This is a genomic window from Edwardsiella piscicida (assembly GCF_001896205.1).
Lineage (GTDB): Bacteria > Pseudomonadota > Gammaproteobacteria > Enterobacterales > Enterobacteriaceae > Edwardsiella > Edwardsiella piscicida.
In genome coordinates, this window is sequence record NZ_MPNU01000001.1 from 3,752,756 (window position 1) to 3,765,249 (window position 12,494).

Below are 12,494 nucleotides of genomic sequence, written 5' to 3' on the forward strand. Positions count from 1 at the left end.
CAGGGGCGGGAGAAAATTCGCGATATTAGTCACATAAACACATATTCAGCGTTTATTTTTTTAGTTTTAAAAGCAGGGAAATATATATTTTTTGTTAAAAAATCATTCAGTTACAGAACACACTTGGCACAGCCTCACCGCGGGCGGATACGTCATCATGCTTATTGATTCAAATACAATGAGTTATGACAAAACATATAATTTTAATCAGATTAATCAATTAAGTTTAATTAAATTTATTAAAACCATCACTCATCGCTCAACGCATCCGCCGGCATCGGGCACCCCGCCGGCGCAGCGAGAGAGACGGTGCGCAGACGCGTCACCCGGATCACCCGATCGTAGTCGGCCGGGAAGCCTTCGCTGCCTTTCCCCTCATCCACTCCGTCGAACTCAACATACACGCGGGGATAGGGCTGGTTGAACTGGTTGCGCTGGCGAGCTATCAGGCTCTCTGCCGCACGCAGCTGGCCATCGTTGGCATACAGCCAGGCATCGGGCCCGCCGCCGCAGGGCGTGAACCCACTCACCTCAAAGCCCTCGCTGTACATCCCGCGAAACGTGGGCTCCAGCGTCGTATCGCTGCACCCCGCCAGCAGCATCGCCAATCCCAGCATACATCCCGATCGTCTCATATCCCGCTCCTGCTTCGCACTCTATCAATAGACCCAGCATATGCCATCGCAGGTTAACCGCGTATCAATCTCAGTGCACTCCGCACCGTTCCAGACATATCTTAGGGCGCACCCGCCGGTAAAATGCGCCAATTTGCGCGGGTAGCGGCGACAAAGGGTTGGCGTTTACCCGGTTCAGCGATATGGTAAAACCTATTTTATTTTTGGTGAGTTATACGGGTTGGGTAATGGCAAAAATTCGCGTTGGCATTGTGTTCGGCGGTCAATCCTGCGAGCACGAGGTTTCTCTTCAATCAGCAAAAAATATTGTTGAAGCGATCGATCAATCACGTTTTGACGTAACGCTTATCGGCATTGATAAGCAGGGATACTGGCATCTGTGCGGCGGGCAGGACTACCTGAACCACGCCCAGGACCCACAGCACATCGCCCTGAACCATTCAGAACGTCGTCTGGCGGTGATCCCCGGCGCGACCCAGGGACAGCTGATCGATAGCGCCAGCGGCGAACCTCTGCCCTCGCTGGACGTTATTTTTCCCATCGTACACGGCACCCAGGGCGAGGACGGCTGCCTGCAGGGCATGCTGAAAATGCTGAACCTGCCCTTCGTCGGCTCCGACGTCATCGGCTCCGCCGCCTGTATGGATAAAGAGGTGTGCAAACGCCTGCTGCGCGATGCGGGCCTGCCGATCACCCCCTTCGTCACGCTGACCCGCGCCACGCAGGCCAACTACGACTATGAAACGCTGCGCAGCCAGCTGGGCGAGACGCTGTTTGTCAAACCGGCCAATCAGGGCTCCTCCGTCGGCGTCAGTAAGGTTCGTAACGCAGATGAATATCACCGCGCGATTGCCGACGCGCTGCGCTTCGACCATAAGGTGATCGTCGAACGCGGCGTGGTTGGGCGTGAGATTGAATGTGCCATCCTCGGTAACGAAGCGGCGCAGGCCAGCGTCTGTGGAGAGATCGTCCTGCACAGCGACTTCTACTCCTATGACAGCAAGTACATCAGCGCACAGGGCGCTCAGGTGGTCGTGCCGGCGGCGATGGCGCCCGAAGCCAGCGAACGCGTCCGTTATACCGCCCTGCGCGCGTTTCAGGCGCTGGAGTGCCGCGGCCTGGCGCGCGTCGATGTCTTCCTGACAGAAGATAATGAAGTCATTATCAATGAGATCAACACGCTGCCTGGATTCACCAATATCAGCATGTATCCCAAGCTGTGGCAGGCCAGCGGCATCGGCTATCAGGCGCTGATCACCCGACTGATCGAGCTGGCGCTAGAGCGCCACCGCCTGGACAGCCAGCTGTGCCGGGCGACGGGCAGCTGCTAATCCTGTGGTTCAGAGCCTGCGTTGCAGGCTCTTTTTTTTACGAAATATCGTGAATAAAGCTTAAGAAGTCGCTCTTACGCAGCAGCGATAGCTTCTCCCGGAACTGGCGCAGTTTGCTGTAGACCGATTTATCGGCCGTATGCATCTTGGCCGCAATGCACTTCACTCGGACTCCGCTCATCATATTGTCCAGAATGGTGAATGTCTCCTCCGTCACCCGTCCCGGTCCATTCGACGACATAAATGTCTGTCTCACCTGCGGAGTAATGAAACGCTGCCCGCTCAGGATCTGACGCAGGGCCCCCTCGATAGCGCTCAGGGGCGCCTTTTTATGGATAAAGCTGGCGTTATCGATCAGCCGCAGAAAATTAAGGGTATGCGCGGGCTGCCGGGCGGTCCAAAACACCACCCGATAGGCCTGATAGCCGGACTGCGCCGCTAAATTACGCACCAGCTGAAACAGAGAGTGGCTCAGGCTGTTCAGATCGATAAACAGCATCCTTTCACGTCGATCGTCCAGCACGGCGCCCTGTCCTCCCGGCGCAATGTGCGATAGCAGCGCGCGAACGCCGGAAATAAACATATCATCGCCGGAGAGAATGTGAATCGCCGCGCGATCGGTGTTAATCATTACTGCTTCAGATAAACACGTTGATAATGAATGCATAATCTTATCCCTGTCGATACCAAAATGGCGAGTTACCCTTATGGGTCGCTGATAAAACCGCCAAAGCGCATCAGCGTCATAAACTGACCAAAATGGTGAAGCTTGACTAACGGGTATATAGGGATCGCACCAATTGCTATCCTCTATCGACGCATCCCTATTACTTTACCCGCGATATCAAATACCGTTTAACTGCATATTATTATGCTATTTAAAATCAGCCGTACGTGACACAACAACACTCCCTTTCGAAAATACACTTTGCACAAATCGAAAAGTGATTGAGTTAATCGCATAAAACCCTACGCAGAACAGTCAATAATGAGCATCGCGCGGGCTTCATATTGATAGCTATAATTAACATTAAGTGTCTAATAATGTTTCCTACCTCTACTACTCCGATAATAAATCATACAAATAAGAATAATCATCGCCATGACGGGTTACGCCAGGCGATGGATAAATTAAAAGATAGGGATCATCTAGAAATGAAAAAACAGGCTATCGCCTGTTTTTTCATTGCGTATGGACGCTACTCACCGGCGCGGGTGCGTAGAATATCTATCAATTCGATAATGCAGGGATCGGTCGTCCGGCTTTTATGATAGTGCGCATATATGGTTCCCATAGAGCGTCCCTGAGGGTGATCCAATACCTGAATCTCAACCAGGCGCGCAAACTCTTGGGCAAACCGCTTGCCACACAGCAGGATATAATCGCTGGAGGCCACCATCATCATCAGATTCAGCAGCGATGAACTGGAGTAGATCGGCGCCTTGCGATGGGGATTCAGCACCTCGTCATCCTCAAACAGCGATGGCCACATCGTCAGGCTCAGATAGTCCTCCTGCGCCAGCTGATCCAGCGTAAACCCCGGGCCGATACGGGGATGCCCCACCCGACACAGCACCGCGGGCTGTACATCGAATACGGGCACATTGGTAATCATCCAGTCTGCATATTTCTGCGGCGTAAAGCTGATATCGATTTTCCGCGAACGCAGTCGACTGATATCCCGGGTTAGATCACCATCATGGGTTTCCGTCATCAGCGCCACGCTGTCAAAGGGGTAATGGTAATGCTGCAGTAAACGGGTCAGATAAAACTCCAGCAGCGGAGACATGCTGAGCTTTAATCGGGTCTGACGACGATCGCCCTGATGAATACCGTTGGTTAGATTCGCGGCGTTCTGAATATTATTTAATGCCTGTGCCAGATTAGGCGTAATATTGTACGCTAACGCCGTTGGCTCTAACCCTTGCTTGGTCCGGATAAACAGCGGATCGTTAAATGCGTCACGCATTTTTTTCAACGCGCGGCTAATCGACGCCGTAGAGCTGTCCAACAACTCTGCAGCCAATGTCACACTACGCGTATCCATCACGGTCAGAAAAGTCCGGATAACACTCACATCAACATCGAGCATATTTTTACCTTTGGTCGGCCACCGTAGCAGGATCCGCATATTGAAACGGTCATTGTAAATTCATGCTATTTTTTATGCAATTATCCTATGCTGGCGACAGAGTTCATCGTTAAAATACGCCGTCATCAATCTGATACAGCGGATAAATAGAATCTTTATCCGCACCATAAATTAAGACGCCGAGGTCTGGCGCCAAGCGGCTCTCATAGGGCAAGCGTCCCTCATTTTACACCGCTGTAAACAGGTAACATCATGCAGATCCGTCACCGCTACACATATGGCCTTGCGGCAACGCTGCTGCTGACCGCCGCCGTCGCGCTGCTGCTGTATCATCCGCAGAGCGATGCGCTGTGGCGCATTGTCAGCCAGCAGTGTCTCCCCCACCAGCAGGCGAGCGGCGATCCCGCCCCCTGTGCCTATCTGGACCGCCGTCAGGGCTACGCCCTGCTCAAGGATCGCCGAGGCGCGCTGCAGTACCTGCTGCTGCCCACCGTCCGCAGCAGCGGCATCGACGATCCGCAGCTGCTCAACCCGACGACGCCCAACTATATGGCGCTGGCGTGGTACAGCCGCCCGCTGTTAAGCCAGCGTTACGGTCAACCGATAGCCGATAGTCGGCTTTCGCTGACCATCAACTCGCGCGTGGGACGTACCCAAGATCAGCTGCATATTCATCTCTCCTGCACCCGTCAGGCGGTCGTCTCCCAGCTGTGGAAAATCTATCCCACGCTCGGCACGCAGTGGCAGGCGGTCAGCAATGGGATCAATGGTCATCCCTACTGGGCAAGGCGATTGAGCAATGAAACCCTGGCGCGGGAGAGCCCTTTTATTCTGCTCTCTCGCTTAAGCGGGGCGCGTGCGAATATGGCGGCCTATGGCCTGGCGCTGCTGCCGGCGCCGGATGGTCAGCTGATCCTGCTGGCAACCCGCCGGGCGCTGTGGCGCGGCAGTCTGGCCTCGATTGAGGAGATTCAGGACCATCGCTGCCCGCAGCTGTATCCCTCGCCGCCGCACACCGACTAGCCGGCGAAGCGCTGAGGCAATAGGGGAAGACGTTCAAACTGGAGCGGTCGTGACAGGTAGTAGCCCTGGGCCGCACAGGCGTCCGAGCGCTGCACCAGCTGCCAGGCCTGAGCCGTCTCCACCCCTTCTACAATCACTCCGCGCGAATACTGACGCATCATCGCCACCAGTGCCATAAAGAGCTCGGTTCCCTCCTGGGTCTGACACAGCAGGGCAAATACGGCGCGATCCAGCTTGACGAACTCATAGCGAACATCGATGAGCGAAGAGAAGTTCGCCAGGCCGCTGCCAAAGTCATCCAGCCACAGGCGATGCAGATCCGGCAGCCCGTGGATCGGCGCGCTGCCGTGTACGTGCTCCAGCACCTCAAAGCGCAAAAACGGCAGTTCGTCGATCAGCGTCGCCGCCTCGGCCTTCTTCTGCAGCGCATGCAGCGCCTGACCATCCACATTGATGGAGACAAACAGATCGCGCTGCCCGAAAAAGGCACGCCAGCGGTGTACCAGGCGCAGCTGCTCCAGCAGCACCTGTAAACGCAGCGACAGCGGAATATTGGCGAAGTAGTGCTCCGGCGAAAGCCGCCGCGTCGGCTGATCCGGGTGAACCACCTGGGTTAGCAGCTCGATGGCCAGCGGGCGACCGCAGGTAGAGTAAATCGGCTGAAAAGTGTATTCCCGTTCACAGGCCTGCCAGTAGGCGCTGCCCAAGGTATCGCTGTGCAGCAACGGCACGGCTCCCGGGCCACCGGATACGATATTGCCAATGTTCATGCATTTCCCATCCGTTGATCTCTAAATAACGGCAGCCTCTGTGCCCCTGCGACGGGGAGCCCCGCAGTGGGGCATATCCTCCCGTACTGCTGTGTTTATCGGCATGTATGACAAAAGCTTTAACCCCGGGCGCAGCCGGCTCCTGGCCCCCGTTCTGCGGGAGGTTTTTAGATCCAAATCATATAAAAACAGAACGTTGTTTTATTTTTATTGACGAGGGTATTTCCCCTCGACACACTAGAGGCCATTTTCTCTGGTTACCACGGGCTGATTTCCCATGACGAGCGCGAAGATTGCCATTATTGGCGAATGCATGATTGAACTGTCACAGAAAGGCGCAGATCTGACGCGCGGATTCGGCGGCGATACCCTGAATACCGCCGTCTATCTGGCCCGTCAGGTGCCGGCCGATCGCCTATCGGTGCACTATGTCACCGCGCTGGGCTGCGACACCTTCAGCGGTGAAATGATCGATGCCTGGCAGCAAGAGGGGCTACAGACGGGTCTGGTTCAGCGCATGAGCGATAAACTGCCGGGGCTGTATGTGATCGAAACCGACGCGCACGGCGAGAGGACGTTCTACTACTGGCGTAATGATGCCGCCGCCCGCTACTGGCTGCAGAGCGTCGAAGCCGATGCTATCTGCGATCGCCTGGCGCAGTTTGACTATCTGTATCTCAGCGGCATCAGCCTGGCCATTCTGGATGACGCCAGCCGTGCGCGCCTGATGCTGCTGCTGCAGCGCTGTCGGGACAACGGCGGCAAGGTTATCTTTGATAATAACTACCGCCCGCGCCTGTGGCAGGGGGTCGAGCAGGCCCGCGGTGCCTATCGCGCCATGCTCGCCTGCACCGACATCGCGTTTCTGACGCTGGACGATGAAGATTTACTCTGGGGACAGCAGCCGCTGGATGCCGTGCTGGAGCGTACTCACGCCCTTGGCGTCAGCGAGGTCGTCATCAAGCGCGGCGCCGATGCCTGCCTGGTCTCCATCGGCGCCCAGCGCGATGAGATCCCGACGCTCAGACTGGCCAAAGAGCAGGTCATTGACACCACCGCGGCCGGAGACTCCTTCAGCGCGGGCTATCTGTCTGTCCGCCTGCTGGGCGGCGATGTGCAGACGGCGGCGGCCCGGGGACACCTGACGGCCAGCACGGTGATCCAGCACCGCGGTGCCATCATTCCCCGCGACGTCATGCCCGCCTAACCATCCACGGTGGTCCACACAGAACAACGCCGGCTCACGCCGGCGTTGTTCTATCGCCCCTACCGCTGCGCACTTACTGCGCCAGCGGCTGGGGCGGCGTAGTCTCGTGGGCCGGATTTTCCGCGGCGGTTGGCGGGGACGGCGGATCCACCGCCTCCGCGGCGACGGCCTCTTCGCCGCCGAGCCCCATCACCCGGTTATACTCCTCCAGCAGGCGGCCCACGTTCTCCTCGGCCTCACCGCGCGGCTGACGCAGCACCACGGCGGGCTCCCGCGACAGCATGATATGCAGCTCTTGGTTAATATCGTCCAGCGTCAGCGCGCTCAGGAACGTCTGGCGCAGCTTCTGATACGCCTCCGGAGCGATGTCCACCACGCCGCTTTGCTGTGAGCGCAAGCGTTGACTCATCAGGATGTCGGTATTGGTTCGCGCATAGGTGGCGAACAGGTGACTCAGCTGATCGTTCTTCTGCCCCAGCAGGGTGTCAAACTCCGGCTGGGTAATCCCATCATCGCGCAGCGCGGACATCTCATCGGCGATAAACGCCAGCGTCTTGCTCAATGACGCCTGAGCCGTCTCTAAATGGATCGCGCACTGCGAGCGCTGATACTGCACCTGGCAGTTAAAGCTCAGGTTCACGCTGCCCTTCAGCGCGCTGTTGGCCAGCACCTGCTGTAGATGCCAGAACAGCGCCTCGCGCGCCAAGTCGCTACGCCAATAGCGCAGCAGCATCTGAGAGTCACGGATCGGCTGCCACGGCGTATCCCAGACCAGCGACAGAATATCCTGCTTGGCGCCATCGGCGATCAGGCTCACCGGCGCCGCGGCCAGCGCCGGCAGCGCCGGCACCGTGGCCGGCGTCTCCCGCTTGCCGCTCAGGGGGCCGAAGGTCTGATTGATCTGTTCGCTCAGCGCCCGGGCATCCACGTTGCCGACCACGTACAGCGTTATCGCATCGGGGGTATACCACTGATGATAAAAGGCCTTCAGCTGCGCCGGCGCCAGCGGAACCGCCGCCGTTCGTCCAGGCTCATGGCCCAGCAGGTTGGAGCCCTTCAGACGGTAGCGCCACCAGGGATCGCCGGCTTCGCCGGGCAGCGCCATCACGCGGCTGTCGCTGCCTTTCAGCGCCTCACCGACCGTCTCGGCATTCACCTGCAGATCGCCGGCGGTATTGGCCAGCCAGCGCAGGGCATCCTTCATCAGATCGGGGCGGTTATTGGGCAGGCTCAGGTTATAGCTGGTGTAATCATACGAGGTGATCGCCGCTGGCATCGGACGCACGGGATCGATTGCCTGCTGCCAAAACGACTGCAGGGCGGTCGCGTCAAGCCCCTTGCCCTGCGCCAAAGCCAGGCGCGGCAGCAGGTGGGCATACCCCACCTGCTGAGGAGACTCCGACAGCGAGCCGGTGTTGACGATCATACGTAGCTCAATACGATCGGATGGACGCTGCGGCGTCGCCAGGATCTGCCAAGAAAAACCGTTCGGCAGCTTGCCCTCCTGCCAGGCCGGATCGGGCTGTAGCGTTTCAGAATGCACGCTGGTACCGACCATGGCCAGCGCCAGCCCACCAACCATCAGACGCAATTTGGTGTATTGCATGTGAACCCCTACTCAAATCGGACAAAAGCGTAGCCCACGCATATAGGCGTTGTTCCGTTAGACCACGGAAAACGGCCAAAGTCGCAAACGCTTAAAAAAAATTCCGCGTAACACGACGCGGTGGGAAATGGATGGGCTCATTATAAAGGCACCCCCGACAGCATCAAGCCGCAGGGGGCGGACATTCACCCCCGGTAACAAAAAGCCGGGGGCGATGGCGGAATGGGGAGGAAACGCGGCGGCGCACATCCGCTGCCGCGCTGAAGAGGCGCTACGCGATGGGATCCCTCAGCGCGCTGTCGCGACCGCCGAGTACGGCCCGCATCTGTTTTTCGTCCAGCTGACGGCAGCGCTTGGCGACCACGATCGTCGCGACGCCGTTGCCGATCAGGTTGGTCAGGGCGCGGGCCTCCGACATGAAGCGATCGATGCCCAGGATCAGCGCCAGCCCGGCCACCGGAAGATGTCCTACCGCCGACAGAGTCGCAGCCAAGACGATGAAGCCGCTGCCGGTCACGCCGGCGGCGCCCTTCGAGGAGAGCAGCAGCACCACCAGCAGCGTCACCTGGTGCCAGATATCCATGTGGGCATTGGTCGCCTGGGCGATAAATACCGCCGCCATAGTCAGGTAGATAGAGGTTCCGTCCAGGTTAAAGGAGTAGCCGGTCGGGATCACCAGCCCCACCACCGACTTCTGACAGCCCACCTTCTCCATCTTATCCAGCATCCGCGGCAGCGCCGACTCCGAGGAGGAGGTACCCAGTACGATCAGCAGCTCTTCCTTAATGTATGCGATAAAGCGGAATATGCTGAACCCCGTCGCCTTAGCGATGCTGCCCAGCACCAGCACCACAAACAGGATGCAGGTGATATAGAAGCACAGGATCAGCTGTCCCAGCTGTACCAGCGTCCCCACCCCATACTTACCGATGGTGAACGCCATGGCACCGAAGGCGCCGATGGGAGCCAGCTTCATAATCATGTTAATCACGCCAAAAATCACTTTGGCAAAGCTGTCGATCACGTTGAAGATCAGCTGCCCCTTTTCACCCAGATGGTGCAGCGCGAAGCCAAACATCACCGCAAACAGCAGCACCTGCAGGATGTTACCGCTGGCAAAGGCGCCGATAACGCTGCTGGGGATCACGTCGAGCAGGAAAGCCACAATACCCTGCTGCGCCGCCTGATCGGCATAGACCGCGACCGCCTTGGCGTCCAGCGCGTTCGGGTCGACGTTCATGCCTGCGCCCGGCTGCAGCACGTTCACCACCACCAGGCCGATGATCAGCGCAATAGTGCTGACGATCTCAAAATAGAGCAGCGCAATGGCGCCGGTACGCCCCACCGCTTTCATGCTCTCCATACCGGCGATGCCGGTCACCACGGTACAAAAGATCACCGGCGCGATGATCATCTTAATCAGTTTGACAAAGCCATCGCCCAAAGGCTTCATTTGGGCACCCAGCTCGGGGTAGAAATGGCCGAGCAAAATACCAATAGTGATAGCCACCAACACCTGTAGATAGAGGCTCGTGAAGATGCTTTTTTTCATGATTTGTATTCCTGGTCGGGTACGAACGCGCAGCTTCTGCATCCCGAATGGCGGGTATTGCATATGACTGAAAGTAACATCAAGTTAACAATATGGAAACGCAGTATTTCAATTATAAAAGTTATTTAATCAATTCTATGAGCTGAAACGCATAAGACCCTGCAAGAGTTATCCATATTGCTAGCAGGGATATCGTCTGCGCTAAACGGAGGGGGCCGCCGCCGCGGCTACGGGGTACTTCGCCAGAAAATCGCGCTGGGACAGCGCCGGCGAGAAGAAGTATCCCTGAGCATAGTGAATGCCGTTGGCCAGTAGCCAGTCACACTGTCCCTGCGTCTCCACCCCTTCCGCAACCACGTCCAGGGAGAGCACCTCGGCAATCGAGCCGACAATGCGCACCAGCGCACCGTCCAACGGGATCTGATCGATAAAGCTTTTATCAATTTTCAGAATATCGACGGGTAAATGACGCAGGTAATTCAGCCCGGCATACCCCATGCCGAAGTCATCCAGCGCCACGCGCACCCCTTGGTTACGCAGACGGTCCAGCGTATCGGCCGCCCTGCGGATATCGCTGATGTAGGCGGTTTCGGTAATCTCTAAATGCAGACGCTGCGCTGAGATCGCGTGCTGCTGCAGCAGGGTCTCTAGGCGTTGGCCAAAGCGGGCGTCGACCAGCTGCAGCGCCGAAACATTCAGCGACAGCGGTATCGTCAGCCCCCGGCGCTGCCAGTCGACCAAGATCCGCACCGCCTCTTCCAGCACCCACTCGCCCAGCGCCACAATGCCGCCCTGCTCCTCGGCCAGCGGAATAAACTGAGATGGCTCGCTGCAGCCGCCGTCCTGGCGATGCCAGCGGATCAGCGCCTCCGCCCCCGCCAGCCGCTGGCTGCGCAGATCGATCTGCGGCTGCAGGTACAGCTCAAAATCGCCCTGACGCAGCGCGTTCAGAATCTCATTCTCCTGGGTGAGGCGCGCCTTAACGCGCTCGGCCAGCTGTGGCTCAAAAAACAGCACCCGATTCTTGCCGTCCGTCAGCGCCATATTCAGCGCCGAGCGAGCCTGCGTCAGCAGCCGCTCCGTCGGGCTAAGCTCACACTCCGCCTCAGACGTCTCCAGCGACGGCCGGCGCATCGCGATCCCGATCGCCGCCGTTGGCCGCAGCGCCAGATTGTCCAGGGTCACCGGCTGCGTTAGCAGGCTCATCAAACGCTGCGCCTGCTGCATCGCGTCGCTCGGGCGCGCCGCATCGCGCGCCAGGATCAAAAAGCCGTCCTGGCTCGCCTGCGCCAGCAGGCTGGCCGGCGAAGTCCCCTCATGCAGGCGCTCCACCAGCGTCATCAGCAGCATATCGCGCTGCCCGCCGTCCAACACGCCCATCGCCTCCTGCAGGGTCGGGATGCTGACCATCATCACGCACTGCCCCTCACGCTCCGCCTGACACTGTTGCTCCAGCAGCGACACAAACAGCGCCTGACCGGGAAGGTTCGTCTGGGGATAGCGCGTCGACAGCTGGCTCATGGTCTGGCGCGTCTTCTCCAGCGCCTGCTGATTACGGTTATAGGTCCGTACCAAGAGCCCCAACTCATCATCGCTGTGGTGAGGCGGCAGGGGGAGCTGATGGTAGTGCGGCGCCTCCAGCGGCATGCTGCGCAGCTCGCGCGCCAGCGCCCGCAGCGGATGTACCAGCAGTCGGTTCATGCACCAGCTGACGGCCACCGTCAGGATCAGCGCAAGCAGCAGGTAGGTCGACACCATGGTCGCGAAGGTCGTGAGAATAAAACGGTACAGGCGGAACGAGTCCACCTGCAGGATCAGATAGCCCAGCGGATGATCCGGCGTCGCGCGGCCGCGATCCACGCCATACAGCGGGGTGGAGAGCTGCAGCGGCAGGTGGAAGAGCCGCCCCGCCCAGCGCGGCACGGGGCGTGCCGCGGGAAAGTGACCGCGCAGCACCTGTACCTCATGATGGGGCAATACGATATCGGCCCGCGCCAGGATCCCGCTCGCGCGCAGGCCGTCCAGGATCTGCTGGGCCTTGGCGACATCCATGTTCAGCATGGCGTCGGCCAGCGGCAGGCGCACCGACTGGGCAATACTCTGCATCTGCTGGCCATAGTCATCCTTACGCTGCTGCACAAAGTGAAACAGCTGAATCACCGTGAAGATACAGACGGTCACCAGCGCCACCGAGGAGACCAGCGCCATCTGTTTTATGGTTAAGGAACGACTGACTCGCAAACTCTCTCTCCGCACACAAAATTTGCTGACGGCCCG

The 12,494-nt window shown here is 58.3% G+C and carries 10 protein-coding genes; 3 read left to right on the forward strand and 7 right to left on the reverse strand.

From position 1 onward, the window contains the following. Nucleotides 1-248: 248 nt before the first annotated feature. Nucleotides 249-635, reverse strand: coding sequence for a short-chain dehydrogenase (locus tag BRD58_RS17315; protein WP_225857399.1), 387 nt, complete (start codon nt 633-635; stop codon nt 249-251). Nucleotides 636-862: 227 nt separating this feature from the next. Between BRD58_RS17315 and ddlA the strand changes: the two genes are divergently transcribed. Beyond that, nucleotides 863-1,966, forward strand: coding sequence for a D-alanine--D-alanine ligase (gene ddlA, locus BRD58_RS17320; RefSeq protein ID WP_069579505.1), 1,104 nt, complete (start codon nt 863-865; stop codon nt 1,964-1,966). Between the two features lie 37 nt (nt 1,967-2,003). Here the strand turns inward: ddlA and BRD58_RS17325 are convergent, their stop codons facing one another. Together BRD58_RS17325 and BRD58_RS17330 are read right to left on the reverse strand one after the other, a co-directional pair. Then, entirely contained in the window at nt 2,004-2,597 is a 594-nt protein-coding gene (locus tag BRD58_RS17325) for a response regulator transcription factor (protein WP_015462488.1), read from the reverse strand. 568 nt (nt 2,598-3,165) lie between these two features. Beyond that, nucleotides 3,166-4,059, reverse strand: a complete 894-nt coding sequence (locus tag BRD58_RS17330) for a LysR family transcriptional regulator (protein ID WP_034168641.1) — start codon at nt 4,057-4,059, stop codon at nt 3,166-3,168. Nucleotides 4,060-4,311: 252 nt separating this feature from the next. Between BRD58_RS17330 and BRD58_RS17335 the strand changes: the two genes are divergently transcribed. Further along, nucleotides 4,312-5,082, forward strand: coding sequence for a CDP-diacylglycerol diphosphatase (locus tag BRD58_RS17335; RefSeq protein ID WP_073383805.1), 771 nt, complete (start codon nt 4,312-4,314; stop codon nt 5,080-5,082). Here the strand turns inward: BRD58_RS17335 and pdeH are convergent. Continuing rightward, nucleotides 5,079-5,852 (reverse strand): cyclic-guanylate-specific phosphodiesterase, encoded by a 774-nt coding sequence (gene pdeH / locus BRD58_RS17340; RefSeq protein ID WP_012850172.1) that lies wholly within the window; start codon nt 5,850-5,852, stop codon nt 5,079-5,081. The genes BRD58_RS17335 and pdeH overlap by 4 nt on opposite strands. 277 nt (nt 5,853-6,129) lie before the next feature. On the opposite strand from pdeH, the gene kdgK reads away from it, so the two are divergent. Next, nucleotides 6,130-7,059: a 2-dehydro-3-deoxygluconokinase gene (kdgK, locus tag BRD58_RS17345; RefSeq protein ID WP_073383808.1), complete on the forward strand. Its 930-nt coding sequence runs from the start codon at nt 6,130-6,132 to the stop codon at nt 7,057-7,059. A 73-nt stretch (nt 7,060-7,132) separates the two neighbouring features. Here kdgK and BRD58_RS17350 read toward each other — a convergent pair whose 3' ends face one another. The 3 genes from BRD58_RS17350 to hmsP all read right to left on the reverse strand — a co-directional run bounded on the left by BRD58_RS17350 (nt 7,133) and on the right by hmsP (nt 12,458). Further along, nucleotides 7,133-8,665: a M16 family metallopeptidase gene (locus tag BRD58_RS17350; RefSeq protein ID WP_012850175.1), complete on the reverse strand. Its 1,533-nt coding sequence runs from the start codon at nt 8,663-8,665 to the stop codon at nt 7,133-7,135. Between the two features lie 271 nt (nt 8,666-8,936). Further along, complete coding sequence (locus BRD58_RS17355) at nt 8,937-10,217, reverse strand: dicarboxylate/amino acid:cation symporter (protein ID WP_012850176.1); 1,281 nt, start codon at nt 10,215-10,217, stop codon at nt 8,937-8,939. A gap of 201 nt (nt 10,218-10,418) precedes the next feature. Continuing rightward, a complete protein-coding gene (hmsP, locus tag BRD58_RS17360) occupies nt 10,419-12,458 on the reverse strand; it encodes a biofilm formation regulator HmsP (RefSeq protein ID WP_073383811.1) in 2,040 nt (679 codons plus the stop codon). Nucleotides 12,459-12,494 lie beyond the last annotated feature (36 nt).

Coding starts and splice junctions, on each gene's coding strand:
- BRD58_RS17315 (WP_225857399.1), bottom strand. CDS start 635: ATGAGACGATCGGGATGTATGCTGGGATTGGCGATGCTGCTGGCGGGG.
- ddlA (WP_069579505.1), top strand. CDS start 863: ATGGCAAAAATTCGCGTTGGCATTGTGTTCGGCGGTCAATCCTGCGAG.
- BRD58_RS17325 (WP_015462488.1), bottom strand. CDS start 2,597: ATGATTAACACCGATCGCGCGGCGATTCACATTCTCTCCGGCGATGAT.
- BRD58_RS17330 (WP_034168641.1), bottom strand. CDS start 4,059: ATGCTCGATGTTGATGTGAGTGTTATCCGGACTTTTCTGACCGTGATG.
- BRD58_RS17335 (WP_073383805.1), top strand. CDS start 4,312: ATGCAGATCCGTCACCGCTACACATATGGCCTTGCGGCAACGCTGCTG.
- pdeH (WP_012850172.1), bottom strand. CDS start 5,852: ATGAACATTGGCAATATCGTATCCGGTGGCCCGGGAGCCGTGCCGTTG.
- kdgK (WP_073383808.1), top strand. CDS start 6,130: ATGACGAGCGCGAAGATTGCCATTATTGGCGAATGCATGATTGAACTG.
- BRD58_RS17350 (WP_012850175.1), bottom strand. CDS start 8,665: ATGCAATACACCAAATTGCGTCTGATGGTTGGTGGGCTGGCGCTGGCC.
- BRD58_RS17355 (WP_012850176.1), bottom strand. CDS start 10,217: ATGAAAAAAAGCATCTTCACGAGCCTCTATCTACAGGTGTTGGTGGCT.